The sequence below is a fragment of the Lysobacter antibioticus genome, assembly GCF_000731095.1.
GTDB classification, from domain to species: Bacteria; Pseudomonadota; Gammaproteobacteria; order Xanthomonadales; family Xanthomonadaceae; genus Lysobacter; species Lysobacter antibioticus_B.
On record NZ_JMTZ01000032.1, the window covers coordinates 47,453 to 72,808 of the forward strand.

The window sequence follows — 25,356 nt, forward strand, 5'->3', positions numbered from 1 at the left end:
GATCGTTCTAAATGCCGTCATCCTGCGGCCTCAGGCCCGTCCCTGCATTCTGCATTGCAGCATGAAGGGGCCTGGGTCGCGTGTTAGCTTGCCCGCATTTAGAACGATCTAAAAGTGGCCGCCGGGATTTTTGCCGGTCCGGCCGTGTCCGGGCCCCTGTGCCCTATAGACGGAGTGCCCCGGATGACCCGGCCGACCCAGCCTCTCACCTCCCGCCGCGCCTGTCCCGCCCTGCGCTGGCTGGCCGCCGCCGCCCTGGCCGCCTGCGCCCTCGGCGCGAGTGCTGGTCCGGCTGACGAAGCCGGCCGCCGGGCCTACGCATCGGTTGACCCCTTCATCGGCACCGGCGGCGAGGGCCACACCTTCCCCGGCGCGGTGGTGCCCTTCGGCATGATCCAGCTCAGCCCCGACACTGAGATCCAGCCGCGCAAGCAGGCCTACGGCTGGGCCGCCGGCTACCGCTACAGCGACAGCAGCATCGTCGGCTTCTCCCACACTCACTTCTCCGGCACCGGGCATTCCGACCTCGGCGACGTGCTGCTGATGCCGATCGCCGGCGAGGTCAAGCTCGAACGCGGTGACTCTAAAGTGGCGCGCAGCGGCTACCGCTCGCGCTTCCGCCACGACGACGAAGTCGCGCAGCCGGGCTATTACGCGGTCACCCTCGACGACTACAAGATCCGCGCCGAACTCACCGCCACCGAGCGCGTCGGCGTGCATCGCTACCGCTTCCCGAAAGGGCAGCCCGCGCACGTGCTGGTCGACCTGCGCACCAGCCTGTACGACTACCCCGGCAAGGTCCTGTGGTCGCGCCTGCGCCTGCGTGCCGACGGCACCGTCACCGGCTACCGCGAAACCCGCGGCTGGGCGCCGGGCCGTCAGCTGTATTTCGCGATGCGCTTCTCGCGCCCGGTGAGCGGTCACGGCTTCCACGACACCGAAGCCGACGTTGCCTACAAAGGCTTCCCGCCGCCGGGCGAAAAAGACCCGACGAAACGCGCGCAGATCGAAGGCCGCCAGGTGGTCGGCAGCCTCGATTTCGCCGAGGCCGAAGGTAAAGACCTGATCGTCAAAGTATCGATTTCGCCGGTCAGCGAAGACAGCGCCATCGCCAACCTCGACGCCGAAGTGCCCGGCTGGGATTTCGACGGCGTGCGCGCGCAGGCGCGCGCGATCTGGACCGAAGCGCTGTCGGCGATCGAGACCGACGCGCCCGAGCCGATGCGCAAGAGTTTCTACACCGCGCTGTATCACACGCTGATGGGGCCGAGTCTGTTCATGGACAGCGATGGCCGTTATCGCGGCCCCGACAATGCCGTGCACCAGGCCAAGGGTTTCCGCTACCACTCGACGTTCTCGCTGTGGGACACCTACCGCGCGCTGCATCCGCTGCTGACCCTGGTGCAACCCGAGCGACGCAACAACGACTTCGTCAATTCGCTGCTCGCCTCGCGCCGCCACAGCCCCTACGGCATCCTGCCGGTCTGGTCCTTCCACGGCCAGGAAACCTGGTGCATGGTCGGCTACCACGCCGTGCCGGTGATCGCCGACGCCTACATGAAAGGCATCCGCGGTTACGACACCGGCGAAGCGCTCGACGCGATGGTCGCCAGCGCCAGCTACGGCCCCTACGACGGCATCGCCCAATACATGGAGCTCGGCTACGTGCCGATCGACGAAGAAGGCGAGGCCGCCTCGAAGACCCTCGAATACGCCTTCGACGACTGGACCATCGCGCGCATGGCCGGCGACATGGGCCGCCAGGACATCGCGGCGAAGTTCGAAAAACGCGCCGGCAACTGGAAGCACGCGTTCGACCCGAACAGCGGCTTCATGCGCGCACGCAAGCGCGACGGCGCCTTCCGCGAACCCTTCGACCCCACCGCCAGCGGCTACGGCACCGACTACACCGAGGGCAACGCCTGGCAGTACTCCTGGTATGTGCCGCAGGACGTCGCCGGCCTGATCGACGCCCACGGCGGCGACGCCAAGCTCGTCGCCAAACTCGACCAGGTCTTCGACGCCAAGGTCGACCCGAAAGTGTTCGAACACATGGAAGACATCACCGGCCTGATCGGCTGGTACGCCCACGGCAACGAACCCAGCCACCACGTCGCCTACCTGTACGGCTACGCCGGCCAACCCTGGCGCACCCAGGAGCGCCTCAAGCAGATCATGGCCAGCCAATACGCCCCGCGCCCCGACGGCCTGGCCGGCAACGACGACCTCGGCCAGATGTCGGCCTGGTACGTCTTCACCGCGCTCGGCTTCTACCCGGTGGCCCCGGCCAGCAACGAATACGCCATCGGCCGCCCCTTCCTGCCCAAGGCCACCCTCAAGCTGCCCAACGGCAAACGCTTCACCGTCGTCGCCGACGGCCTGGACGACGCCCACACCTACATCGGCGCCGCCACCCTCAACGGCCAACCGCTGGACCGCAGCTTTCTGCGCCACGAAGAGATCATGGCCGGCGGGGAACTTCGGTTTACGATGCAGGGGGCGCCGAATAAGGCTTGGGCTAGCGATCCGAAGCAGCGGCCGTATTCGATGAGTGTGAGGCGCTGAGGGGGGGCGGTCGTCGCCTATCTCTGTCCCTGCACCGATGAGCGCTGTTTGGTAAGGCGCTTCGGCTGGTGAGGCGCCTCGATTGCGCCTGGGGTCCATCGATTGGCAGGAATCGACGAGACAGGCCACACCGCTGCCTCGCGCTGTACCAGCGTTGGGGCTTGGCCTCGCCATGCGGCGGCGCTGGCACATAGCCGCGCCGCTTACGCCTGCCCCGCCCAACCATTAGAATCCCTGCTCGCGCGGGCCTATAGCTCAACGGTTAGAGCAGAGGACTCATAATCCTTTGGTTCCAGGTTCGAATCCTGGTGGGCCCACCACCCCTTTCGGAAGGGCGTTTATCTCCCCCTCCGCACGTTGAGAAACCCCCCTTATTTTCGAGGGTTTCCGCGAAGGCCGTGGTTTCAGAGAACCGGCGAAAAACGCCGTTTGGCGAAATTTTCGCCAGTCAGTCCTCTCTCTTCTCCCTACCTGTGGTCTCGGAACCAAAGGCCCGAAAACTCGACCCTTGTAAATCAATGGGTTAGCCGTGGACCTTGTTGCGAGTTTTTCGGCGATCAACAGGTCAACTAGGACGGCAAACCCGCTCTCCCGGACCAAAGGAAGAGAGAGCGGAGATCTGCGTGAGCAGCCCACCCAAACGTGACCGCCGGCCAAGCCAGCTCACTCAGCGCTAGCGGCAAAATCCTGGCTTTCGACAAAGCCTAAGGAGGGCGGGATGATCGCAGTGGACTTGCGGATATCGATGGTTCTTGCCATGCGAATGCTCGCAACCAGGGTGGCGGCCACCGCTACGGAGTGGTCCGCCCCCATCGTCCCCGCCGGTAGCTCGCCACCCCGCTAGACCGAGTAGAGCTGTAACTCTTATCTAGAACAGCCCCTTACTTAAAGCCACGAAAGTACAGAGAGTTGCGCATGATTTCGTCGAGGAAGTTCGAGCGGGACCTTTGATGCTGTTCGGCTTCCCATCTCTTCTTGTTTTCTTCATATGCCTTTTCGCGCGCGGCCTGCCTTGCAGCGCAATCAATAACTTCACAAACAGGAGTTCCTTTGGGGTGATCCCATTCAGTTGTAAAGATATTCAATCCCCGAATGATGCTGGTGTTTGCATCTACTCCACGGAGCCTGTCTGCGAATGCTTGCGTTGGCACAACCAGGATGGCAAGCAGTAGTACTGCAACATGACGTTTCTCAGAAACCAGATCAGTGAGGAAGCCTGTCGCGGCTCTCTGATGGTTCGAGTGTAGCGACTGCGCCGATGGGTTCATGCCTGTTCTCCGGCTAATGGGACGGCTTACTTGAAGGCTTCTGCGAGATTTGAGAACACTACGACGCTCTTACCCTTAAAGTTTGCGCGAGAGGCCCGGTCGCACGACCGCTTTGAAATCTTCACGAGGCTTGGCCCCTCTAAGTGTCCTGCGCTGAATCTGGCTGCAGAGCTCAATTTCAGTTGCGTGATGCTCGTGTCCGACTACTTCGCTCTCGCCCGCTCCATGGCAACCGTTCTTCGAGATATTGGTAGCACTGGAGTTGTCTCCGCCGGATATTGGGGGCAGGTCAACGGTGCCGGTTTGATAAGTCCACATCGCGGAATGAAGGTTGCCTTCTTCAGTCTCGCTATTGATTAGCACCAGACCATTGTTGCCGATAGCAACACCAGAAGCGGAAAAGCCTCCTGGTAATGGCGCGATGACTGTGAAGTTGTTGTTGCGTGTATCCCAGACGAACGGCAGGGCCGGTTCATCACGAAGTTGAACTTGGCCAAGTACTTGCCCCGAGGCATTCATATCGATGCCGCTGTTGCGCAGGGTGCGGCCGGCACCGTCTGTAATGGTCAAGACAAGAGGCGTGGCGGGGTTCTGCCAATACGTCGTTCGAGCACCTGACAGACCGAAGCCACAAGTACCAAGAGATCCGCCTGTACTGATTTGCTGAAATACAGCGCAGCGGTCACTGCCCTCAGGATGTGCATAGAGTGCAGCAACATAAGCACCAAGCAGCCCGGTTGGTGACCAGTACATCGGCCTGCTCTTTCCTCTGCCATCTGGACACATGCCGACCACTGTGGGGCCGGTTCCGCTGCCAGCAACTACATCGGTTGGGCTGCAGTTTGAGCTGGACAAACCCAGTAATCCAACAGGCAATGCGATCGCATTAGTCGTGCCAGCTTTCCAGAGCACCGGTCGAGAGGTGCCTACACCGCTTATGCTGACGCCCGCGATGGCGCCATCTTGGTTAAAGGCGGTCGCTACTGTCTTTACGTCTCCTCCGAGAGGCCGCAACTGTTGCACGGTTGGCGTTCCCGCTAGGTCCGTCCATTTGACGGCCTGGGAAACACTATCGACGTCATTGCAACTGCCAACGACTAAGCCATTGTTGCTGATCGCGCCGGCATCACAGCTTCTTCCGATAGCCAGATGAGGTAGCTCAACGCTAGTGCCCGGGCTTAACGATGCGAATCCAGCCGTAATTCCTTCCGTCTTTGTGCAAGATCCAACAACGACTGCAAAGTCATTCACGGCAGAGCCGACGCAATCCTGCCCTACACCGATGCCTTCGTCGATTACCTGTGCTAGCGCGCTTCGCGGGGTTGCTATGCAGCAACAGAGAAATGCGAAGGAAAGCAAGCGATCACCGAGTTGCAAACCTGATGCCATTGATGTCTCTCCGCGGTACATGTGACAAAGATAAGGGGGCAGCCGAGGAGCAAGAAATGTCGTTTCCTAGCACTCGATGACATCGAATGTGTCCCTAACTCAAGGTGCGAGCAATCCTATGCTCAGAGCTTTTGGCAAAAGCGGTCGCTAGGTCACGGCGAAGCCATCATCTGTTGTGATGGCCGTCATTTTATCGAAGGGGCTTCCATTCGATGTGTTCGTTGATTTCAATTGAGAAATGCAACGGGTCTTCGCCACCTTCGTTTGAAAGGACGATTCGAGGACGTGTATTTCGCCACTTGGCGAAACAGGCCGTGCGCCAGCACAAGGGCGCCAGAATGTCCGGGTATATGGTTTGGCTGTCAACTCGAAGTGAAGCGGCCCGGGTAGGCTCGTATCGGACCGGCAGTACTCAGCTTCGAGATGCCGTGTGAAGCCACTGGCTACGAGCGTGCGCCAACAACAGTCAAGTCGAAGATAGGGCCGCCAAGTTCAACGCGAACCCTCGTTGCAGTGCGAGCATGCACTCCAGAGTCGTCGCCACAACTCAGGTGGAGATCGAGGGGGCTTGCCCCTCGATTTTGTGGCCCCAGTTACGTTTGGTCGTCCACGGCTGCAGTCGGCCCGTTCGCCTTCACCGAGGCAATGCCGCCATCGCGAGCCGATTCACTCGAATAGAGCTCGCTGGTCCCGATCACTTGGCCATTCGAGGCTTTGAGGCTGAACATCGGCTTGCCGTTACTTGAGTCCTTGCGCTCGTAGCGTTCATCGAGCGCCGAATTCTTCTTTACCGATTCGATGCCATCCTCCGCGCTGCCCTTCGCGTTGTAGAGCTCACTCGTAAGGATCGTCTCGTGATTTCCTGCCTTCAGGACAAACCGGAACTGCGAGCCGGAACGGCTAAGTACATAACGTGCTGCCATGGACTGCTCCTTTGATCGAAGAGGACCGAATGCAACCAGGAACCTGCCGCGGACAAGGCTATGAAGCCGGCGCGTGCGGATCACACTGGGCAATCGATACTGGCATGCGGGCAACCCGCGAAACAACGGGAAGAGCCGTCTGTAGGGCGAGTTGGTAAATGTGCTTTGTCCTAGATTCAGGGACGGCCCAGACGGGTTCCACTCGCCATGCCGGTAGAGGCCTAAAGCAGAGCGGCGTGTTAGTGAGTCACTCCATCATTCACGTTCTCATCACCGTAATAGCCTTCGCCGTGGAGCTTTTCCGTTCGCCAGTATTCGATTTCTTCATCCATGGTTGCGACATCGCGGACCTCGATATCGTAGGTGTCTATATCGATCCAATGGTCGAAGGTCCGTTCTTGCATGATTCGGACGACTTCCGACGCTGGCAACGAGTGGTCGATGATGCTCCTGAAGCCCAAGCCGAACCAATCGCCCATGTCCGTTTGGTCAGGCAAGTTCTCGATGATCCACTCTCCTGTATAGCGATCCGGGGAGTACTCCAGATGGTCGACCTCGTCCTGTAAAGTCCAGTCGCCCTCGGCTATCCGACGCTCTCGGCGGGCCTCGAAGTCGTGGAAGAACTTCTCATGGCTGACGACAGCGTTTGTGTCGTCTTTCCAGTCGTACCAACGCACGCTGATGCCGATTTGGTCCCAGCGCGTAAACGCGGCCACCAACGCTGCCTTCGTCGGCGCAAACACCCACTCGTACTCATTCAAAAAGCGCTGGCCGGCAGAGCAGCCGACGCCTTTCGCTGCAAACGGTCGCATGTCGCGCTGCGTGGCCCAGAACTGCTCAAGCGCAGCCAGTGTGGGAAGGCGAACGAAGACGGCATTCTCAGCCAAAGGCAGATTCTCGGGCAGTGGAATTTGAACGGGTAGTAACGATTTAGTAGGCGTACGCACGCATGCCCCTCTGGTGGATGTCGGTGGATAGTACCGATATCGCCGCGAGGGCTGAACCACCCTTCGCTCTCTTAGATCTATGTAGGAAAACGGCTTTAGCCTCGCAGCGCGCGTTGGCTTGCCGGGCTTGTGACGCCGAGCAGACGACTCACTCTTCGGCAGGGCTGGCCCAGTTGAGACCGCCGATCCGGGGACCAAGTTCCAAGCGCCACGAAGAATGCCGAGAGCGATGATGATCGGCCCACGTTCTGCCGAACGGGCCCTCGACATAGAGGAGCTTTCGGCGCACTAAGCGCCCCGGCTCACCCCATTCGTCGGGCTCGCGCTCTTCTTCGGTCACTGCGACGGAAGTCTCCGGGTCGTACTGCGGAGGGTCGCTCCGGGTACGCAGCCAGCAGGGATAGCGGGAAACGCAGACCGACATGAGCGGATGCTTCGATATAGGGCCGGACGGCCGGTTCTGCTCAGGCGGAACACGGCCAAACTCAGGGGGCATCATGCCGCAATGGCTGGCTCGGACGAACAGTCGCGGCGAAGTTCGGCGCGTACAGAACCTCCCTGGCTGGAGAGCCAGCGTGCGACCCACCCTAGAGCGGCAGCGTCGGTGCAGAAGGGACGGCTGACGTGATCCTTTACGCCCAAGTGGCGCAGGATGGTTGCGACGGCGGCCTTCTTGTCTTGGACTGGCGCAATGGTTGCAAGCCAGGCCTCTGAATCCTCATCGGGCACCGCTACGAGATGTGGCGGAAAGATGAAGCCGGAAAAAGGCGCCTCCCAGGGAAAACCGGGAGGCAGATCTTGTAAAGGCCGGGGAGCGTCCATGGTCAGACACTAGTAGGGCGCTGTCTCGCTGGCCGAGACGCTCCAACCCGAGGCGGCCGTATCAGTCCGCCTTATCCGCTTTGCCTGGCGAAACAGAATTCCTATCCGGCTTCGCACGGGGTGCAGTCTTCTTTGCGATCTTCTTTGCGATCTTCTTGGCGGTCTTCTTTGCTGCTCGCGCCGGCTTCGGCTTGGGCGATTTGGGTGCGTGCTGTTCCAGTACCGTCAGAACCTGCCGCTTGGTCATGCCACGCAGTATCGCGATCTTCTCGATGACCACTGGACGGGGTCGGGTGCCGCCCCGTTCCCAGCTATAGATCGACTGGTGGCTCGCACCGAGCAAGGGGGCGAAGGCTTCTCGTGACAGGCCGAACTTCTCCCGCAATTTGCGCAAACCACTGGCCGAGAATCGTGCCCGCGTGGTGGGCGCCGTGGGGTCGCCGACCGCTTGCCCGTTCTTGCGCGGACCCTTGGAAAGTACCTTGATACCCCGCTGGAGCTTATCGATATCGCCCTTGAGTGAAGTGATGGTCTTGCGCTGCGCGAGCACCTGTTTGCGCAGGGATTCTACCTGCTGCCGGAACTCCTTTCTCGTCAATCGGACAATTTCATCTTTCAGTACAGAAGTAATGTTCGGCATGAAGCGCCCCTAGTTTCTTTAAGTGGAAGGATGAAGTTCGATAGGTCGCGCTTTCGTATGACCGAAATCACAACCCAACGTGCTTGAGTTGATCCGGCCAAAGTGATGGCGGACTTACTGCCAAGCGCGTAAGGCGGACATCGGGCAGTGTGTCGTCAAGGATCGCCTCGATGATCTGTGGAGCCAGCAGGGTCATATTGATCATGCGGGCGATATAGCTGTTGTCTGTCTTCTCTCTGGCGGCGATCTCCTTCATGGATGCCACCTCGCCCGAGTCGAGCATCTCCCTCCAGCGAAGGCCACGGACCAGGGCCTGCTGCATGGCGGTCAGGTCGGGTGTAGCGCCCGGATTTCCGACAACGGCGGGTTGCAGCTTCCTTTGCCCTGATCGCCGCCGCAGGCGAATGGGCAGTGTCACCGTCGCTGCCCCATCGCTGGTATAGAAGATGCTGGCTTCGCCGTCCGGATGAATGACCTCGGGCATTATGCGGCTTTCCTCTGGAGGTCGTCCGCCAGCAACTGAATGCCCAAGGGATGAAATCGGATTTCTAAGCGTTCAGGTGCAACGGTAATCTTCTCGATCAGTTGTTGGGCGATGACCTGCTGCTCGCTGGGAAACAGCGAGTCCCAGATCCGGTCGACGTTTCGCATGGCCACCGTGACTTGCGCTTCGTCTAAGGCCGTGTCGTGGGATCTCCCAGCAGCTAACGTGGCTTGGATCATCTCAGGCGACTGGATAATCCGCCTGAACTGTTTCACTACGATGGACTCCAACTCATCAGCCGGTAGGCGCGGCAATGGGGACTGCGCGAGCTTGCCACGGTTTAAAAGTTCCTTGCTCAGGTAATAGCGATAAAGTTGTCCGCTACGCTTAGTAGTGTGCCAAGGGGACATCGCGGCCCCATCCTGATCGAAGAGCAGGCCCTTAAGTAGGAAGATCACGTTGGCTCGCGAGTGGTTGGCCCGTGTATGGGCATTGACGCTGAGAATCTCGCGCGTCTGCTCCCACAGCGCGGGATCAATGATGGGCGGATGGGTATTCTCGAACTCGGTGTCCCGATGCTTAAGATGTCCAAGGTAGGTCCGGTTGTGGAGGATCTTGTGAATCGCTCCTTTATCGAGCGCCTTGCCGGGCGTATACCGGCCCTCCGCGCTGGTCCAGTCCTTATTCCGGTAGTTCGCCAGTCGTGCGCGCTCGGCCACCTTCTGGAGTGATCTGTCCTCCGCAAAGCGCTGGAAGACCCAGCGTACGACTGCGGCTTCCTCAGCATTGATAGAGAGCCTTCGCTCCTTGACGTCGTAGCCCAGCGGTGGGACGCCATGCATCCACAGTCCTTTGCGCTTACTGGCGATGAACTTGTCGCGGATGCGCTCGGCGGTTAGTTCTCGCTCGAACTGTGCGAAGGTCAACATGATGTTGAGCACCATGCGCCCCATCGCATCCGTGGTATTGAAGTGCTGCGTTACGGCGACGAACGTAACGTTATGTTCTTCCAGGGTTTTGAAAAGCTCAGCGAAATCGAACAGTGACCGGGTGAGGCGGTCGATCTTATAGGTGACGACGATGTCGATCTTTCCGGCGCGAATATCGTCCAGCAGTCGTCTGAGGGCCGGTCGCTCCAGATTGCCGCCGGAGTATCCACCGTCGTCATAGTAGTCACCAACCGGAATCCAGCCCTCGGAGCGCCGGCTGGCGATGTACGCTTCGCCGGAGTCTCGCTGGGCATCGATGGAGGTATAGGCCTGTCCGAGGCCTTCCTCGGTCGATACACGGGTATAGACTGCGCAACGCAGGCGCTTGAGTGGGTCGCTCATGCGGCAATTCTCACAAGGACTGCGGGCGGAAGCTGGCACTCGATGATGTGCGCTCCATGCTGCGCGAAGAATCGACGGAGCAGTGCGGTGTCTCTTTCACCGCTAGCCAAATGACTCCAGTCGAGAACCGCAAGGCAATCGATGCGCCGAGCGGCCACGTCTTGAAGCAGGCGCTGGAATCCGGGGCGGGACTGGGTATTCGGGCAGATGCCATCGTCTACGTAGTAGCTGATCTGGGGCGCGCGGTCGCAACATAGATTCATCGCCCGGGTCACAACGGCTTTCTGGAAGGCGATGTCGTCCGGATCGGGCTCCAGCGTATGGCAGTAGACGGCGACGCGTAGAGCTTCCTGTGTGTCAAACATGGCGGGGTCTCAAGTCTGGGCAGGTGGCGTAGGCACCGGGTCAGTGCATTGGGGGCTTCCAGCGGCTGCGATAGCAGCAGCCAGTGTGGTCGCTACTTCGGCGAGTGCATCGGCTGCCGTCAGGGTTGCCCGACGGACCTCATGGACTGCAATGCCAGCAAGTTCAAAGCGCAGCTGCAACCGCAGGTAGTCGACATACGATCCGGACAGGCGGTCGCTAGAGGTGACGACGATGGCTCGGATATTTCCCGCGTCCACATCCCGGAGCATCGCTTTTAGCCCAGGGCGGTGGAGGGTCGTGCCCTCGTAGCCATCATCGGAGTACGTTACCGTTGATGTCGCGCCGAACTTCTCTTTCGCGGCAGCATGGGCCGCCGCGTACTGCTTAAGGTGGGCTGCCGCATCTGGCACGTTGGATCGCGTATAGATCGCAATCGATGTTTGACGAGCGGACATGGTCATTTGGGAAGTTCCTTCTTTTGATTAGGCTGGTGTAGTCCAAAGAACGCCGGGCCGGACCAGCGTGTGCCGGTAATCTCGCGGGCGATCACCGAGAGGCTGCGGTACTGCCTTCCGCCATACTCGAAGCGACCGTCATCCAGTGCGCGAACGGAGTGCAGCACGCCTCGATAGCTTCGAGTCAGCACCGCGCCGCTACGTAGGGCCTTGCCCTTGTTAGGCTGGATAGTTCCGGTTTGCAGGAGGTGTCGAATCCGCCGATCATTGGATTGAAGCAGGTCGGCGTGGTGCTCCTGGGCTGCCAACTCTTGTAGCCGGTGAGTCAAGCGACGCTCGACGTACCGTCGATTGTTGATGCTAGGCTCTCGCCCGAACAAATCTTTCCACAGCGCTTTTAGCTCGTTCCATTTGAGATCTTGGAGCGCAGCGATTCTTTGGCACACCTTGCTAGGCGGGCTGGTGGAACGTTTCAAGTGTCTCTCCGGGGTGGTTTGAAGGTGCGGTCATACACCCTCGGTTCGGAGGTGTTTGCAAGTCCACGGGTTTTGTCATTGGAAGCATCGCTGCCTGATCGCAAGCGAACCAGGGCGAGTGCGATTAAGTTCGCCACCGCATCCAGCCGAGCACGGGCTGAGGCCTGCTTATAGTCGTCTTCGATGCTGATCATTAACTTGCCTTGGAAGTGAGGGCCGGGCCCGCGCGCGAGAGTGGCAAGGCTTGCTTTCTGATCCAGACCTCACCCTTCGCGGTATCGATGAAGCGAAAGACTTCGGGCGGGAGCGCTTGAGTCAACGCCGTGTAATGGGCGTCGTACTTCGATTGGCGCAGTAGATTCTTCCAATTGACGGCGGTATGGCCGGCTTCATGCGCCGCTGCGAGCAGACGCATGAATTCCTTTTGGTTGCGTCGGAGCACCAGAACGGCATCGCCAATCGTTAGCCGGTCACCAGACGGGTCCAGGTCGAACCAGATCGGATAGGGCGCGGTTACCTCATGCCCCATCCGTCTAACATCGAGCCAAAGTCCTTCGGTCTCTACGCGCGCAACATCATCGATAGCAAGGATGACGCGATTGGCATCGTCAAGCTGCCCATTGATCAAGGGCGACGAGGACAAGAGGATCTGTCGGCCACTCGATTCCTGCTGAAGCCGCGAGAGGATAGGCGGGAAATCGACGTACCAGCCGGCGCGTAGCAAGTAGATCGGGATGTTTCCCGCTACGGTGCTAGCGCTCGCGACTCGCCAAAGCCTGTTCTCAACCAGCATCTCCGGCACGGCATCGGGTCCTGCGAGGCGGCGTGCCAGAGCATTCGGCAGCCAGTCGAGCTTGACCTGCGTCGACATGTATTCCGAAGTCATTTCGACTTGCGCTGCACAGACGACGCATCTGACGTCTATCTCTTGGAAAGAATGCAGTTGGAGTGCGAACTCGTGGCCGCACTGCCGGCAATGGATCTTGCGGGTGCGCCGGACTTTCGTCAGCGCACCAAGCGTAACGAAATCGCTCATCGCATCGCCGTCGTAAGGCAACAGGGCATCAACCGGTTCGGACTCGAACCAGCTCAGGTATCGGTAGAGCACGATGTGTCCTTCAAGAAATCGTGGGCAATAGTTGCCCGTCAGGCCGAGGGGGCCTGGATATAGGTGTAGCGGGTAAGGCGACTTAGCGGATCAGCGAATCGTTAGATTCGGAATGAGGCGAAGTACCTGTCCATCGCAATGTCGATCGCGTAGAGCGACAAGGTCGAGGTTGCCCCGTAGTACGGGAGCGGAGTGAGGTTGAGAAGGCCGAGCTGCGTCCGTCGAGAACTTCGCCGCCTTGGCAGTTTGAAACAGTCCGTTGTGCATAAGTCTGGGCCCCTGGTGGAAAGCCACTTCTAGTTGGTGCTGTGTTGCTGAACCAGAGCCTAGCCTTTCGCCGAAGCTGTGCGCAATATCACTTGCGCGTCCGTTGACACGAGACTAGCGATCCAATCGATTCGGTTCATGCTTCGTTTGGATTGAGGGGAACTTTTGCTCGAAGGAGTTAGGAATCGACTTCGATTCCTCACTGCGGCCGTCGGGCTTCGACCAGTCCGCGAGGTGAGCGGCAGCATGAGCAATCAACCTTCGATTGCTCATGCATTTCTCACCGATTCCTCCTTCGTTCCCCCCTTTCATTCCTCACTGGGCATATCCGACGCTTCTTGCGCGGCACGTCACGCCGAAGACAAGGAGCACTATCGTGAGCAGTACCAATCTCTCTCCCGAGGAGTTGTCGGCACATTGGAGCGTGCCGGCGAAGACCTTGGAGCGCTGGCGTTGCGAAGGCATCGGACCGCGATTCTTCAAGATGGCAGGCCACGTGCGGTATCGCCGCGAAGACGTCGAGCAGTTCGAGTCCGCTTCGATGCGTTCGTCCACCACCGAGCGCGTGGCACAGGTGCGGCTGTGACGTTGCTCGAACGTTGCGTCGGCCGCCCGGCCTCCGAGCTGGCCGAGTTCACGCCAGAGCAGTTGCTCGAACTGACCAAGCAAGCCTCGGATGCGCTGGCTACCGCCAAGGCCAATGCCGACTTGGTCGATCGGGCCGTTGATCTTCGCTACGGCCGCCAGGCCGCATCGGCTCGGCTGGCCGCCGGGAAGGACACCGGTACCGTCCGCCTGACCGATGGCGTGGTTCGCATCAGCGTCGAGTTGCCGAAGAAGGTCGAGTGGGACCAGGCCCGCCTCGGTCGGATCGTTGAGCGCATCCGCGCCGCGGGCGAGGACCCGGCTGAGTTCGTGGAGACCACTTACCGCATCAGCGAGACCCGTTATGGCGCTTGGTCGGCAGCCATGCGGTCGTCGTTTGATCCGGCCCGAACGCTGAAGGCTGGCAAGCAGATCTACCGTCTGTCCGTGATGGAGGATGAATCGTGACCAAAATCACAATTTCAGGTTGGGGGCAGTAATGCTGCCCATCATCACGGCCGACCAGCGTTTGGCTGAGAATCGCGGCGTCAAAGGGGTATTGATCGGCCGCTGGGGTCTGGGCAAGACCTACCAGCTATGGACCCTCGACCCCGCCACGACGTTGTTCGTCGACATCGAGGCCGGCGATCTGGCGGTGAAGGACTGGCCTGGCGACAGCCTGCGCCCGCGGACCTGGGAAGACTGCCGGGACATCGCCGTGCTGCTCGGTGGCCCCAATCCCGCGCTCCGCGACGGCCAGTCGTTCAGCGAGTCCCACTACGCGCAAGCCTGCAGTCGCTACGGTGATCCCGGGCAGTTGGTGAAGTACCGCACTCTGTTTATTGACTCGATCACGGTAGCCGGTCGGCTCTGCTTGCAGTGGTGCAAGGGGCAGCCGCAGGCGTTCTCCGAAAAGACCGGCAAGCCGGACACGCGGGGCGCTTACGGACTGATGGGGCAGGAGATGGTGGGCTGGCTCACCCATATCCAGCACACCCGCGGAAAGCACATTTGGTTCGTCGGCATCCTCGACGAGCGCATCGACGACTTCAACAAGAAGGTCTACGAGTTGCAGATCGATGGCTCGAAGACGGGCCTGGAACTGCCCGGCATCGTCGACGAGGTGATCACCCTGGCCGAGCTGACGCCGACGGACGGTCCTTCGTATCGGGCGTTCATCTGTCACACCGCCAACCCCTGGGGCTTCCCCGCGAAAGACCGGTCCGGTCGCCTCGAACTGGTCGAGCCTCCGGACTTGGGCCAGCTCATGCGCAAGCTCGGCGCCCCCGAGGCCGCGGCGCCCAACTCGACCTCCATCCACTAATTCGCAGGAGACCCCATGTCGGTCTGGAACAACTTCAACGACGCCGAGAGTCCTTCGTTCTCTCTTATCCCGAAGGGCACGCTGGTCAAGGTACGCATGACCATCAAGCCCGGCGGCTACAACGATCCCAACCAGGGTTGGCTGCACGGATGGGCCACGCGTGGGGACAGCGGCTCGGTGTACCTCAATGGCGAGTTCGTCGTGATCGAAGGCAAGTACGCACGCCGCAAGCTGTGGTCGCTGATCGGCTTGTACAGCGCCAAGGGTCCAACGTGGGGCCAGATGGGTCGCAGCTTCATCAAAGGCGCGTTGAACTCGGCGTTCGGTCTGCATCCCGACGATATCAGCGCTGCCGCGCAGGCGGGTCGTTGCATCGAAAGCTTCGGCGATCTCGATGGTCTGGTCTTCGCCGGCAAGGTGGACTGGGAGAAGGACGGCTACGGTGAGGACAAGGCCGTGATCAAGATCCCGATCATGCCCGACCATCCTAACTACAAGGAGGTCATGGGGGCGGTGGTCGCGCCGACGAGCAGGCATGCCGCGCCGCCGGCACACGTGCCGTCGCACCTAGTTGAGGCTGCGCAGACTGCGGCGGTATCCGCGCCGGCCGCCGGTCGCCCGGCATGGGCTCAGTGAGGCGCGACGGGCCATGACGCGTACCCGGTTGCAAGATCGATACCCAAATCGCGACGGGATCTATACGGACCTGCGGAAACTCGGCCGTACCGAACTCGAACTGCAGATCCAATATCTATTGCGGTCGGCTCAGCAATTTCAGGAGCACGCGAAGGCGCTAATGGACTACCGAGACCAAATGGTTGAGCGGTCCCGACTGGGTCGATGACGTGCTGTTGGGCGTGTGGAAAACCTGCACGCGGCTTCGGCCACTTGGACCTGCGCCGCAGGATCGGTGATCCGCGGCGCGCGCCCTACCGATGGGCGTTCTGTTCGACCACTTGCCAGAACGCCTTCCACCAACTCTACGACACGCGACGCCGGAGCGATTCCGCGTCGCTGGAGGAGCTATTGCCTGTGACCCACCCACTCTCCCCCGAAGCCCAGCGCGCGTGCCTGAGGGCGCTTGCATCCGTCGCCGGCCGGATCGGCTTCGACATGCCGCTTGGTCACTACAACCAGGCGCAAGCCACCGAGGCCATTGAAGCCATCACCCAAGCCTATGAAGCGTCGGTACGGGCACAGTCCAATCCGGTCGGCTACAAGGTGGCGCCGCCGCTCGACGGATTTGAGAACGACACGATTCCATTCTGAGTTTTGGCATTGCCATTTTCTTTTTGGAATTTGCCACTTTCGACGTCGAACTTATGCTTGATTTCAACACGCACGACCTGTCCAAGCATGTCGGAACTCTGGTCGACAGAGCAATGGAGCGCGAGGCGGCTTTGCTGCCGCTTCGTGCCTATCTCGGAGCGTCCAGCCTCGGTGAAGACTGCGCCCGTCGCCTGCAGTTCCAATACTTCAACACACCGAAAGATGCAGGTCGGCACTTTCCCGGTCGCGTGCTGCGCGTGTTCGCCCGGGGTCATCGGGTCGAAGACTGGATGGCGGACTGGTTGCGCCTAGCCGGCTTCGATCTGCGTTCTCGTAACGAGGATGGCGAGCAGTTTGGGTTCACCGCTGCCGATGGTCGGATGCGCGGCCACGCCGATGGCGTGATCGTCGCCGGTCCCGGCCACTTCGGTTATCGGATGCTCTGGGAAAACAAGGCGGTCGGTGCCAAGACCTTTCGCGAGCTTCAGAAGAAGCGGCTCGCGGCGAGCCGCCCGGTCTACGCGACCCAGGTGGCGCTCTACCAGGCGTATCTCGGTCTCCATGAGCATCCCGCGCTCTTCACTGCGATCTGCGCCGACGACATGGCGATCTATGCCGAGCGGGTCGTCTATGACCGCGGCCTGGCACAGCGCGCATCGGACCATGCCGTCCACATCCTGCGCGCCTGCGATTCCGCGGAACTCCTCCCCCGCATCAGCACCACTCCCACCGATCAAACCTGTCGGTACTGCCCCTGGCAGGACCGTTGCTGGAGCCTGCCCCATTGAACGATTGGAACAATTTCAACGAAGCCGGTGGCGCACCGAAACCGGCGTCCCCTATGCGGGAACGCGAGAACACGCGCAGCGATCTGCTGCGTCACCTCGAAACCGTACTGATTGACCTGTATCCGAAAGGCAAAGCTCGCCGCGGCAAGTTCACAATCGGCGACATTCATGGCGCTGCCGGCGTCAGCCTGGAGGTCGCTCTAACGGGCGACAAGGCCGGGCTTTGGAATGATCACGCGACCGGCGACGGCGGCGACATCTTCGACCTGTTGGCTGCGCACTTCGGCCTGGACGCGCGACAAGACTTTGTGGCCGTGCTCAAGCGCGCTTCCGAGCTGGTGGGTCACATCTCGGTGGCACCGGCAGCCCCGATGGAGAAGCGGCGTCGGTCGGAGCCGGCGGTCGATGATCTTGGTCCGCACACGGCGCGCTGGGACTACCTGAGTGTGGATGGCGAACTGATCGCCTGCGTCTACCGCTACGACCCCCCGGAGGGCAAGCAGTATCGCCCCTGGGATGCGAAGAGGCGCAAGCACCAGGCACCGACACCGCGACCGCTCTACAACCAACCCGGTCTTGCGGCGTCAGCGGAAGTCGTTTTGGTCGAGGGCGAAAAGTCGGCCGACGCGTTGATCGCACGTGATGCCTGCGCCACGACCTCGATGAACGGCGCGAATGCACCTATCGAAAAGACCGACTGGTCGCCGCTGTGCGGGAAGCACGTGCTGATCTGGCCGGACAAAGACAAGCCCGGCTGGGAGTATGCGATGCAGGCGTCCCAGGCCGCACTCAAGGCCGGTGCCGACTCGTGCGCGGTTCTGCACCTCCCCGAAGACAAGCCGCTGGGCTGGGACGCCGCCGACGCAGCTGAGGACGGCTTCGACATCGAGGGCTTCCTGCGTGCCGGCGAACGCACCTTCTTGCTGCCCGGCACCGACGACGCGCCGCCACCGATCGATTTCACCGGGCTCGATTGGAGCGGCGACGATGGTCTCGGCCTGGCCTTCACCCGCAGATACTCCGACGACTGGCGCTACTGCGCGGCCTGGGGTCAATGGTTGAGCTGGACCGGCACCCGATGGAATCCGGATCGAACGCTCGTTCTGCAACACCTGGTTCGTGGCGTCTGTCGAGCTGCGCAGGAATTTGCCGAGCGGCCGTCGCAGCGGTCCAAGCTGGCCTCGGCATCGACAGTGGCAGGTGTCGAGCGCCTGGCCCGAAGCGATCCGCGACATGCATCCTTTGCCGAGGATTGGGACCGCGATCTGTGGGCATTGAACACGCCGCTCGGCATCGTGGATCTGCGCGATGGGGAATTGCGTCGCCATGCTCGCGGCGAGCACATGACCAAGTTGGCCACGGCCAGCCCGCAGGGGGACTACCCGACTTGGCGCCGTTTCCTGGTCGATGTGACCGGAGGTGATGTCGAACTCGCGGCCTACCTGCAGCGCGTCGTCGGCTACTGCCTGACCGGCGTCACCCGCGAGCATGCGCTGTTCTTCCTCTACGGCACCGGCGCCAATGGCAAGTCCGTGTTCGTGAACGCCCTCGCCACGATTCTGGGCGACTACGCCACGAACGCGCCGATGGAAACGTTCATGGAAAGCCGGGGTGAGCGTCACCCCACCGATCTGGCTGGGTTGCGCGGTGCGCGTTTCGTTGCCGCCAGCGAGACCGAGCAGGGGCGGCGCTGGAACGAGGCGAAACTGAAGGCCATCACGGGCGGTGACAAAATCACCGCGCGCTTCATGCGTCAGGACTTCTTCGAGTACATCCCGCAGTTCAAGTTGGTGATCGCGGGAAACCACAAGCCCGCGATCCGCAACGTGGACGAGGCCATGAAGCGACGGCTGCATCTGGTGCCATTCACCGTCACCATTCCGCCTGAGCGGCGCGACGGCCGTCTCACTGAGAAGCTCCTGGCCGAACGCGACGGGATCATGGCCTGGGCCGTGGAGGGCTGCCTGCAATGGCAGCAAGTCGGCTTGTGTCCGCCGCAATGTGTGGTCGATGCCACCGAAGAGTATTTCGAAGGCGAGGACGCGCTCGGGCACTGGATCGAAGAGCGCTGCTACCTGCATGCGCAGTCCAAGGCGCTCGTCGCGGACTTGTTCGCCGACTGGCGAGACTGGGCCGAAGGCAGCGGCGAGTTCGTGGGTTCCATCAAACGCTTCTCGGATCTCCTGATCACGCGACAGTTTCAGAAGCACAAAGGGGGGAAGGGCGCGCGCTACTTCATCGGCCTGAGTCTTAAGCCCAAATCCTTCTTACAGTTCGGAGGCAACGGCCATGAATGAAATCAAGCACTTGGATGCAGGGGTGGCGGAAGCGGCAGAGATGCCGGTTCCCCCTTATGTGTGCGTGCGCGCGCACACGCGCGTGTTAACCGGCAGCTCTGCCATATCCGCCACCCGGACCGTCGTGGACACCGCGCCGACACTGCTGGCGCTCGACCTGGGAACGACCTTGGGTTGGGCCCTGCGCTTCTCCGGCGAGGCGATGAGCGGTACCGAGCAGTTCAAGGTTGGGCGCTTCGAAGGCGGGGGCATGCGCTACCTGCGCTTCGTCCGCTGGCTCGATGAGCTGTGGCGCTTTGCCGGTCCGCCTGCGGAGCTCTACTTCGAGGAGGTGCGCCGGCACCGGGGTGTTGATGCAGCGCACGTCTACGGTGGTTTCCTGGCCCAGCTCACGGCGTGGTGCGAGCGACACGGCGTTCCGTATCAGGGAGTGCCGGTCGGCACGATCAAAAAGTTCGCCACGGGTAAGGGCAATGCCGACAAGGCGGCGATGATCGAGGCGGCGAAGCGTTGGGGCCATCAGCCCGAGGACGACAACGAGGCTGACGCTCTGGCGCTGCTGCATTGGGCGATCGCGCAGGAGACAAAGGCATGACCACGCCCGAGTTTCGCTATCGCTCGCCGCTGGCGCGCTTCGTTCCCGACACGCCGGACCTGGACCGACTCAAGCGTCAGGGATGGCGGGAGCAAGGCCTGTTGGTGGTCTCGGCCGAAGACACGCGTCTGGATTGGGTAGAGCGCCAACTGCTGAGCCAGATCGCCGAGCGCCTGTACGGCAAGCGGGAGAAGGACCGTGGCTGAGTGGACGGTGCAGAAAGTGGCCGATCAGTTTCAGGAGGCCGCTATCACGGCCCGGCGTCTTCCGGCGGCGAAGGTGCAGGGCTACGCGTCGTACTGGCCCGACATTCAGAGGCAGTCGTGGGAGGGATATGCGGACGAGCGGATTGTCCTGCGCTTTGCCGCGTCGCCTGGCGCGATCGACCGATTTGGCGAGACCGTACGGTGGCTGAGGTGGCTGGACGAGGAACAGCGCCGATTGATCTGGCTACGAGCGCAGTATGTTCCTTGGCGCGAGGTGTGCGCTCGGACCGGATTGATTCGCAAGACCGCGTGGCGCCGCTGGCAGCATGCCTTGGTGCTGGTCGTGGCGCATCTCAACGGGCCGTTACCCCGATTCGCCGGGCCGCAGATGGTGCAGTCGCAAGTAGAAGCGAGATGACTTTGTGCCGTTGGGGGCGAATGGGGGTGATTGGGGGCCAATGCGAAGATCAGGGGTGTCCCAAAACCCCCAGTTTTACCCTAGCCTAGTCGGCATGCTGATCGCGGTGCGTCGGCACCACGGCACTTCGTTGGCGCGCTTTAGTCGGTTGAAGTGAAACCGTGATGATTAAGATGTTTCTCGATCATGTCGTAGTGCGGCTCCTGCCAGGAGAATTCGATTCTCATCGCGTCGTCGCTCTCTAGGAGCGGCGAAGCGGATGTAACGCCTGGCAAGGTACGTACCGCGGTCAATACGTCTTCCCGGAATGAACCTGTAGTGCTGTGGTGGAACGAAACCCTGCGGACGATCAACTTCGGCATTACTTTCCCTGTGCAGCACAAATCGACGCGCGCAGCCTAACAAAAGATGTAGACAACGAAGTTGTCGAGATCACATGGAAAACGTGTCACTTCGCGTAGAAATTATCGCGAGTAATGAGACACGAAGCGACGCTGAAGTCCTCGGCCCGACGTCGCGACCGCAGAGGCCCCACGCGCGGCGCGCGAAGTAGTCGCCCGATAGCTATCCGTCCTGCTATACGGCCCACAGGCGCGGACACGGCGCGATGTGTGGCCAAAAATCGCGGGTCCTTCCCCTGGCATAAATCGCGCGGGGGGCCAAACCGCAAAACCCCGCTAGCGTCAACCTTTTGATTCGGGTTTGCAGTCCCTGCAACCCCGTTCGCACTTGGACATCCTTTGAGCCTTCAGATCGAACAGCGCCCGATCGAGGCGCTTATTCCGTTTGCACGGAACGCAAGAACGCACTCCGATGCACAGGTCGCGCAGATCGCGGCCAGCATCGTGGAGTTCGGCTGGACCAATCCGATTCTGGTTGATGGCGCCAGCGGCATCATCGCCGGCCACGGTCGTTTGCTTGCCGCGCGCCAGCTCGGACTCGCTCAGGTGCCGGTGATCGAGCTGGCCCACCTGACCCCGGCGCAGAAGCGCGCCTACGTCATCGCCGACAACCGCCTGGCCGAGAATGCCGGCTGGGACGAGGAGCTGCTGAAGCTGGAACTGGCCGAGCTTCGCGATGCAGAGTTCGATCTGGACCTGCTGGGCTTCACCGACGACGAGCTGGACGATCTTTTGATCGATGACCAGGCCGGACTGACCGACGACGATGCAGTACCGGAGCCAACGGAGCATCCGATTTCGCGCCCCGGTGACGTCTGGATCTGCGGCGGCCACAAGGTGTTGTGTGGAGACGCCACCAGCAGCGCCGACTACACCACCTTGCTCGGCGACGAACTGGTGGACATGACGTTCACCGATCCGCCCTACAACGTCGACTACGCCAACAACCCGAAGGACAAGCTTCGCGGTAAGCATCGTCCGATCTTGAACGACAACCTCGGTTCCGACTTCGGCGCCTTCCTCCAGGCCGCCTGCCAGCAGATCCTGACGGCGACCAAGGGCGCGGTCTACATGGCCATGTCGTCGTCAGAACTGGACCGTCTGCAAGACGCCTTCCGCGCGGCCGGCGGTCGCTGGTCCACCTTCATCATCTGGGCCAAGAACAAGTTCACGATGGGCCATGCCGACTACCAGCGGCAGTACGAGCCTATCCTCTACGGCTGGCGAGACGGCAACGACCGGTTCTGGTGCGGCGCGCGCGACCAGGGCGACGTCTGGTTCATCGACCGCACCAGCAAGAACGACCTGCATCCGACCATGAAGCCTGTGGCGCTGGTCGAGCGCGCCATCCGCAACAGCAGCAAGACCCGCGACCTGATCCTCGATCCGTTTGGCGGCTCGGGCACGACGATGATCGCCTGCGAGAAGACCGGCCGCCGCGCGCGCCTAATCGAGCTGGACCCGAAGTATGCGGACGTGATCGTCCGGCGCTGGCAGGACCATACGGGCCAGGCAGCCACCAGGCAATTGGATGGCGTCGCGTTCGAGGACGCCGCGCGCGATGCCGAGTCCGCAGCGAAGCCCGGCTCCGAATGACGCGGCCGGCGTATTACAACGAAAATGATCCCTACCTGTGCGGTTGGCTCCGCAATCTGATTGCGGCCGACCTGATTCCCCCCGGCGACGTCGATGACCGAGACATCCGATCTGTTTGCGCGGACGACCTGCGCGGATACGGCCAATGCCACTTCTTCGCCGGCATCGGTGGGTTCGCCTACGCCTGCCGGCTCGCGGGCTGGCCGGACGACGAGCCGATCTGGACCGGCGGCTTCCCATGCCAGCCGTTCAGCGTCGCAGGGCGCCAGCGCGCGCAAGCGGATGACCGCCACCTCTGGCCGGAGCTGCGCCGCCTTATTGCATCGGCGCGACCCGCTCTATTCGTGGGTGAAAATGTTGCTGGCCTCATCCCGCTGGGCCTCGACGGAGTTCTCTCTGACCTGGAAGCCGAAGGCTACGCCAGCCGGGCGGTTGTTGTTCCAGCTGGTGCCGTCAACGCCCCGCACCGACGCGACCGCGTCTGGATCGTCGGAAAGCGTTTGGCCGACGCCGCTGCAACCGAGCGGCGGGCGCGGTGTACCGCCGGGCACGACGGCGACTGGCAGAACGCCGAGCGGACAGAAGCGGACCATCGACCTGCCGAATCTGGCGAGGCGGGTCTGGCCGACGGCCACGGCGAACGATCCGGAGAAGCGCGGCGACTTTGCGGCCGAGCGACGCAATGGCTTGCCGGGAGTAGTGAAGGCGGTCTGGAGCACGCCGCGCGCGAGCGACGGCGAGAAGGGCGGCCCGAACCAGCAGTTCGGAAGTGGGTCGACCCAACCGTTACCGGCGCAGGCGGTCTGGGCCACGCCGACGACGCGGGATCACAAGGACGCGTCGAGCGTTGGCAGCGCACCGGAGAATGGGATGCTTGGCAGACAAGTCAAACCCTCGCCGGTCGCCGGGTACCTGAATCCGGAATTCGTCTTCTGGCTGATGGGATATCCGCCCGAATTCCTAAGCTGCGCGCCGCCGGCAATGCGATCGTCCCGCAGGTTGCCGCCGAAATCCTCCGCGCCCTGCGCCACTGACGCCGCCTCCGCGCGCGACGCCAGGGCCCGCCCGCCTCAGTCCGCGTCGGCTAGTCCGACGTAGCGCGGATAGTCGTAGCCTTCGGCCCGGATGTAGAGGGTCAGGCGGGCGGGCGCGTGTACCGCGATGCATTGCTCACTTCGTCCGTTGAAGCTGGCGATCCAGTCCTGCGCCCGACTCATATCGCAAACAAACGCGTCGTACTCGGCGGCAGTCAGGGTTTTGACGGCAACGACGCAGACCCGCTCTTCTTCGATGTGGTAGCCGCTGTGCTCGCGCAGCATGCCGCGCAGGTTGGCGGGCTTGCGCGAGAATCGAACATTGGCGAGATAGGGCCTGCAGATAGCGATCGTCACGACGTGCTCCGTGGTTGGGTGGCGTCATGAACGCTTCCTCCCCGGCAGAAGCCAAGGGAAATAGCCGCACCTATCACCGATGGTCGAAGCCGTTAAGGTGTCGGACAAGGACCCCGCTTACTCGACGGCCAGCCCGACTGTGTGGGCGTAGTTGGTTCCCTTCGACTTCACGTAGAGCATCGGGCGGCCCGGGCACCGAACTTCCACCACCTCGTGGCAAATGCCGTCGAAGTCGGCCAGCCAATCGCGGGCACGTAGCAGTTGCTTTGCGAAGGCGTCGTACTGTTCGGCGGTTAGGTCTTTGGTCGCGACGACCAGCGCGATTTCGGGGCGGACGTTGAGGACACGCAGCTCGCGCTGGACCCAAGACAGGCTCTCGGCCTTGCGCGCAAACCGGACCATTTGGTTGCGAGGCGTAATGGTCGTCGTGGTCATGTCGGTCTTCCGTGGTGGGCGTGCCGACATGAACGCTTCCTTCTGGCGGGAAGCCAAGCGGAACATCGCCATTTCGAGGGAAAACCCGAAGCCGTTAAGGTGTCAGACGAGAACGACTGTTCTCAACAATAAGCACGGGATACGTGCTAGCCGGCGCGCTGCGCCGGGGACAAGAGAACCGCCGCGCTGAGCGCGGCGGTGCAGGAGTCACGTGATCTCGTACTCGCCCGTGGTCCGGTTGCAACGAACTCGGACGGCGCTACGAATCGGCGTGTAGCAGTCGATCCACAAACTGAGGCGGTATACGTCGCGGTAGCTCACCGCATGTCGGGCTTGGACGTCGGTCAGACCGATGTCCAGCAGATACTGCGCCATCTCAGCGTCGGTGGACGACTCATCATTGGACAGGGCGTCCTCGACCACAACGAGAACGCGTTCGGGTAGTGAAACGAGGACTGGGTCCGGCCCTTTGATGTCGTGTAAGTGCATCGTTTGTCTCCGTCTTGGGGAGCCCATGAACGCTTCATACCAACGGAACATCAAGTGGCTTGTCCCGAATGGAACGAAGGAGATGATCCAAGTTGGTCAATGCGGCCATTCGTCGCTTATGGTCCATGCCAAAGAACCACGCGCCCAGTAGCGCCGCCGTCCCATCTTCGGATGGATATAGGAAGAGCGTCGGACGTTCCGGCGTTGTCACCGCGATAAAGCGTTTGCGTCCCTCTGCTTCCATTCCGACGTAACCGGGCGGAACGTGTACTTGTTCGGGCAAGCGGCGAAAGAACTCCTCGTACTGCTCCGAGCGCGTGTATTGGATCACCTCGCCAACCACAACATCATCATACCAATAGAAGTCCTCATCTGAAAGCATGAAGGGCCAGTGGAGGATGGTGGGCGGCGGCGTGCAGATCCGGAGCGTCAGCACCTGGCCGACGGAAATGTCGCGAATAGTAGATTCACGCTCTGCGAGGGCCTGTATGGCCCTCTTGGAATTCTTCTTCATGGCTTAG

General features: G+C 61.5%; 28 protein-coding genes and 1 tRNA gene. 14 read left to right on the forward strand and 15 right to left on the reverse strand.

The genetic code is table 11. From position 1 onward, the window contains the following. Positions 1–183 precede the first annotated feature (183 nt). Together EX88_RS0111595 and EX88_RS0111600 are read left to right on the forward strand one after the other, a co-directional pair. Positions 184–2,565: a GH92 family glycosyl hydrolase gene (locus EX88_RS0111595; protein ID WP_051885013.1), complete on the forward strand. Its 2,382-nt coding sequence runs from the start codon at positions 184–186 to the stop codon at positions 2,563–2,565. A gap of 244 nt (positions 2,566–2,809) precedes the next feature. Continuing rightward, positions 2,810–2,885, forward strand: a tRNA-Ile gene (locus tag EX88_RS0111600). A gap of 561 nt (positions 2,886–3,446) precedes the next feature. Here EX88_RS0111600 and EX88_RS25955 read toward each other — a convergent pair. From EX88_RS25955 to EX88_RS0111640, 11 genes are all read right to left on the reverse strand, one after another. After that, complete coding sequence (locus EX88_RS25955) at positions 3,447–3,833, reverse strand: hypothetical protein (RefSeq protein WP_152566226.1); 387 nt, start codon at positions 3,831–3,833, stop codon at positions 3,447–3,449. Between the two features lie 75 nt (positions 3,834–3,908). Continuing rightward, complete coding sequence (locus tag EX88_RS25960) at positions 3,909–5,222, reverse strand: HAF repeat-containing protein (RefSeq protein ID WP_152566227.1); 1,314 nt, start codon at positions 5,220–5,222, stop codon at positions 3,909–3,911. Positions 5,223–5,815: 593 nt separating this feature from the next. Then, entirely contained in the window at positions 5,816–6,145 is a 330-nt protein-coding gene (locus EX88_RS0111610) for a YegP family protein (RefSeq protein ID WP_031372154.1), read from the reverse strand. 239 nt (positions 6,146–6,384) lie between these two features. Beyond that, the gene (locus EX88_RS0111615) at positions 6,385–7,032 is read right to left on the reverse strand and encodes a hypothetical protein (protein ID WP_031372155.1); all 648 of its coding nucleotides are present in this window, start codon (positions 7,030–7,032) and stop codon (positions 6,385–6,387) included. Positions 7,033–7,975: 943 nt separating this feature from the next. After that, the gene (locus EX88_RS0111620; RefSeq protein ID WP_051885015.1) at positions 7,976–8,554 is read right to left on the reverse strand and encodes a helix-turn-helix domain-containing protein; all 579 of its coding nucleotides are present in this window, start codon (positions 8,552–8,554) and stop codon (positions 7,976–7,978) included. Between the two features lie 67 nt (positions 8,555–8,621). After that, positions 8,622–9,038 carry a hypothetical protein gene (locus EX88_RS0111625; RefSeq protein WP_031372157.1) on the reverse strand — a complete coding sequence of 139 codons (417 nt, stop codon included), beginning with the start codon at positions 9,036–9,038 and terminating at the stop codon, positions 8,622–8,624. Then, entirely contained in the window at positions 9,038–10,369 is a 1,332-nt protein-coding gene (locus EX88_RS0111630; protein ID WP_031372158.1) for a recombinase family protein, read from the reverse strand. The genes EX88_RS0111625 and EX88_RS0111630 overlap by 1 nt, the downstream gene beginning before the upstream one ends. Next, positions 10,366–10,734, reverse strand: a complete 369-nt coding sequence (locus EX88_RS0111635; protein ID WP_031372159.1) for a recombinase family protein — start codon at positions 10,732–10,734, stop codon at positions 10,366–10,368. Before EX88_RS0111635 ends, EX88_RS0111630 begins: the two co-directional genes overlap by 4 nt. A gap of 9 nt (positions 10,735–10,743) precedes the next feature. Further along, the gene (locus tag EX88_RS25255) at positions 10,744–11,196 is read right to left on the reverse strand and encodes a recombinase family protein (protein ID WP_081930886.1); all 453 of its coding nucleotides are present in this window, start codon (positions 11,194–11,196) and stop codon (positions 10,744–10,746) included. After that, on the reverse strand, positions 11,193–11,666 hold the full coding sequence (locus EX88_RS25260; protein WP_081930888.1) for a DUF2924 domain-containing protein: 474 nt from the start codon (positions 11,664–11,666) through the stop codon (positions 11,193–11,195). The genes EX88_RS25255 and EX88_RS25260 overlap by 4 nt, the downstream gene beginning before the upstream one ends. Before the next feature lie 193 nt (positions 11,667–11,859). Then, positions 11,860–12,774 carry a hypothetical protein gene (locus EX88_RS0111640; protein ID WP_031372160.1) on the reverse strand — a complete coding sequence of 305 codons (915 nt, stop codon included), beginning with the start codon at positions 12,772–12,774 and terminating at the stop codon, positions 11,860–11,862. 643 nt (positions 12,775–13,417) lie between these two features. Here EX88_RS0111640 and EX88_RS0111645 point away from each other — a divergent pair. The 12 genes from EX88_RS0111645 to EX88_RS25265 all read left to right on the forward strand — a co-directional run bounded on the left by EX88_RS0111645 (position 13,418) and on the right by EX88_RS25265 (position 23,554). Further along, positions 13,418–13,627 carry a helix-turn-helix domain-containing protein gene (locus EX88_RS0111645; protein ID WP_031372161.1) on the forward strand — a complete coding sequence of 70 codons (210 nt, stop codon included), beginning with the start codon at positions 13,418–13,420 and terminating at the stop codon, positions 13,625–13,627. Continuing rightward, positions 13,624–14,094 (forward strand): hypothetical protein, encoded by a 471-nt coding sequence (locus EX88_RS0111650; RefSeq protein WP_051885017.1) that lies wholly within the window; start codon positions 13,624–13,626, stop codon positions 14,092–14,094. The genes EX88_RS0111645 and EX88_RS0111650 overlap by 4 nt, the downstream gene beginning before the upstream one ends. A gap of 31 nt (positions 14,095–14,125) precedes the next feature. Next, the gene (locus EX88_RS0111655; protein ID WP_235186245.1) at positions 14,126–14,950 is read left to right on the forward strand and encodes an ATP-binding protein; all 825 of its coding nucleotides are present in this window, start codon (positions 14,126–14,128) and stop codon (positions 14,948–14,950) included. Positions 14,951–14,965: 15 nt separating this feature from the next. Beyond that, complete coding sequence (locus EX88_RS0111660) at positions 14,966–15,586, forward strand: hypothetical protein (protein ID WP_031372164.1); 621 nt, start codon at positions 14,966–14,968, stop codon at positions 15,584–15,586. Between the two features lie 252 nt (positions 15,587–15,838). Next, a complete protein-coding gene (locus EX88_RS0111665) occupies positions 15,839–16,219 on the forward strand; it encodes a DUF6511 domain-containing protein (protein WP_051885021.1) in 381 nt (126 codons plus the stop codon). A gap of 53 nt (positions 16,220–16,272) precedes the next feature. Beyond that, positions 16,273–17,007 carry a PD-(D/E)XK nuclease family protein gene (locus EX88_RS0111670; RefSeq protein ID WP_031372166.1) on the forward strand — a complete coding sequence of 245 codons (735 nt, stop codon included), beginning with the start codon at positions 16,273–16,275 and terminating at the stop codon, positions 17,005–17,007. Beyond that, positions 17,004–19,304 carry a phage/plasmid primase, P4 family gene (locus tag EX88_RS0111675; protein ID WP_051885022.1) on the forward strand — a complete coding sequence of 767 codons (2,301 nt, stop codon included), beginning with the start codon at positions 17,004–17,006 and terminating at the stop codon, positions 19,302–19,304. The genes EX88_RS0111670 and EX88_RS0111675 overlap by 4 nt, the downstream gene beginning before the upstream one ends. Further along, positions 19,297–19,899 (forward strand): crossover junction endodeoxyribonuclease RuvC, encoded by a 603-nt coding sequence (locus tag EX88_RS0111680; protein WP_235186246.1) that lies wholly within the window; start codon positions 19,297–19,299, stop codon positions 19,897–19,899. The genes EX88_RS0111675 and EX88_RS0111680 overlap by 8 nt, the downstream gene beginning before the upstream one ends. Beyond that, a complete protein-coding gene (locus tag EX88_RS0111685) occupies positions 19,896–20,105 on the forward strand; it encodes a hypothetical protein (protein ID WP_031372169.1) in 210 nt (69 codons plus the stop codon). Before EX88_RS0111680 ends, EX88_RS0111685 begins: the two co-directional genes overlap by 4 nt. Further along, positions 20,098–20,523 carry a DUF6362 family protein gene (locus tag EX88_RS0111690; RefSeq protein WP_051885023.1) on the forward strand — a complete coding sequence of 142 codons (426 nt, stop codon included), beginning with the start codon at positions 20,098–20,100 and terminating at the stop codon, positions 20,521–20,523. The genes EX88_RS0111685 and EX88_RS0111690 overlap by 8 nt, the downstream gene beginning before the upstream one ends. Positions 20,524–21,263: 740 nt before the next feature. Then, positions 21,264–22,520: a site-specific DNA-methyltransferase gene (locus EX88_RS0111700; protein ID WP_031372172.1), complete on the forward strand. Its 1,257-nt coding sequence runs from the start codon at positions 21,264–21,266 to the stop codon at positions 22,518–22,520. Continuing rightward, positions 22,517–23,554 carry a DNA cytosine methyltransferase gene (locus EX88_RS25265; protein WP_036148669.1) on the forward strand — a complete coding sequence of 346 codons (1,038 nt, stop codon included), beginning with the start codon at positions 22,517–22,519 and terminating at the stop codon, positions 23,552–23,554. Before EX88_RS0111700 ends, EX88_RS25265 begins: the two co-directional genes overlap by 4 nt. A gap of 36 nt (positions 23,555–23,590) precedes the next feature. Here the strand turns inward: EX88_RS25265 and EX88_RS0111710 are convergent, their stop codons facing one another. From EX88_RS0111710 to EX88_RS0111725, 4 genes are all read right to left on the reverse strand, one after another. Then, positions 23,591–23,911 carry a hypothetical protein gene (locus EX88_RS0111710; RefSeq protein ID WP_152566228.1) on the reverse strand — a complete coding sequence of 107 codons (321 nt, stop codon included), beginning with the start codon at positions 23,909–23,911 and terminating at the stop codon, positions 23,591–23,593. 117 nt (positions 23,912–24,028) lie between these two features. Continuing rightward, positions 24,029–24,346: a hypothetical protein gene (locus EX88_RS24535; RefSeq protein ID WP_152566229.1), complete on the reverse strand. Its 318-nt coding sequence runs from the start codon at positions 24,344–24,346 to the stop codon at positions 24,029–24,031. A gap of 207 nt (positions 24,347–24,553) precedes the next feature. Then, entirely contained in the window at positions 24,554–24,835 is a 282-nt protein-coding gene (locus tag EX88_RS0111720) for a hypothetical protein (protein ID WP_031372176.1), read from the reverse strand. A gap of 34 nt (positions 24,836–24,869) precedes the next feature. After that, positions 24,870–25,349, reverse strand: coding sequence for a hypothetical protein (locus EX88_RS0111725; protein WP_031372177.1), 480 nt, complete (start codon positions 25,347–25,349; stop codon positions 24,870–24,872). Positions 25,350–25,356 lie beyond the last annotated feature (7 nt).

Bases quoted from the DNA above. Each gene is read 5' to 3' on its own strand.
- EX88_RS0111610 (WP_031372154.1), bottom strand. From the start codon at position 6,145: ATGGCAGCACGTTATGTACTTAGCCGTTCCGGCTCGCAGTTCCGGTTT.
- EX88_RS0111635 (WP_031372159.1), bottom strand. From the start codon at position 10,734: ATGTTTGACACACAGGAAGCTCTACGCGTCGCCGTCTACTGCCATACG.
- EX88_RS0111725 (WP_031372177.1), bottom strand. From the start codon at position 25,349: ATGAAGAAGAATTCCAAGAGGGCCATACAGGCCCTCGCAGAGCGTGAA.
- EX88_RS0111630 (WP_031372158.1), bottom strand. From the start codon at position 10,369: ATGAGCGACCCACTCAAGCGCCTGCGTTGCGCAGTCTATACCCGTGTA.
- EX88_RS25265 (WP_036148669.1), top strand. From the start codon at position 22,517: ATGACGCGGCCGGCGTATTACAACGAAAATGATCCCTACCTGTGCGGT.
- EX88_RS0111660 (WP_031372164.1), top strand. From the start codon at position 14,966: ATGTCGGTCTGGAACAACTTCAACGACGCCGAGAGTCCTTCGTTCTCT.
- EX88_RS0111595 (WP_051885013.1), top strand. From the start codon at position 184: ATGACCCGGCCGACCCAGCCTCTCACCTCCCGCCGCGCCTGTCCCGCC.
- EX88_RS0111670 (WP_031372166.1), top strand. From the start codon at position 16,273: ATGCTTGATTTCAACACGCACGACCTGTCCAAGCATGTCGGAACTCTG.
- EX88_RS25960 (WP_152566227.1), bottom strand. From the start codon at position 5,222: ATGGCATCAGGTTTGCAACTCGGTGATCGCTTGCTTTCCTTCGCATTT.
- EX88_RS0111685 (WP_031372169.1), top strand. From the start codon at position 19,896: ATGACCACGCCCGAGTTTCGCTATCGCTCGCCGCTGGCGCGCTTCGTT.
- EX88_RS0111680 (WP_235186246.1), top strand. From the start codon at position 19,297: ATGAATGAAATCAAGCACTTGGATGCAGGGGTGGCGGAAGCGGCAGAG.
- EX88_RS0111620 (WP_051885015.1), bottom strand. From the start codon at position 8,554: ATGCCGAACATTACTTCTGTACTGAAAGATGAAATTGTCCGATTGACG.
- EX88_RS24535 (WP_152566229.1), bottom strand. From the start codon at position 24,346: ATGACCACGACGACCATTACGCCTCGCAACCAAATGGTCCGGTTTGCG.
- EX88_RS0111720 (WP_031372176.1), bottom strand. From the start codon at position 24,835: ATGCACTTACACGACATCAAAGGGCCGGACCCAGTCCTCGTTTCACTA.
- EX88_RS25255 (WP_081930886.1), bottom strand. From the start codon at position 11,196: ATGACCATGTCCGCTCGTCAAACATCGATTGCGATCTATACGCGATCC.
- EX88_RS0111655 (WP_235186245.1), top strand. From the start codon at position 14,126: ATGCTGCCCATCATCACGGCCGACCAGCGTTTGGCTGAGAATCGCGGC.
- EX88_RS0111625 (WP_031372157.1), bottom strand. From the start codon at position 9,038: ATGCCCGAGGTCATTCATCCGGACGGCGAAGCCAGCATCTTCTATACC.
- EX88_RS25955 (WP_152566226.1), bottom strand. From the start codon at position 3,833: ATGAACCCATCGGCGCAGTCGCTACACTCGAACCATCAGAGAGCCGCG.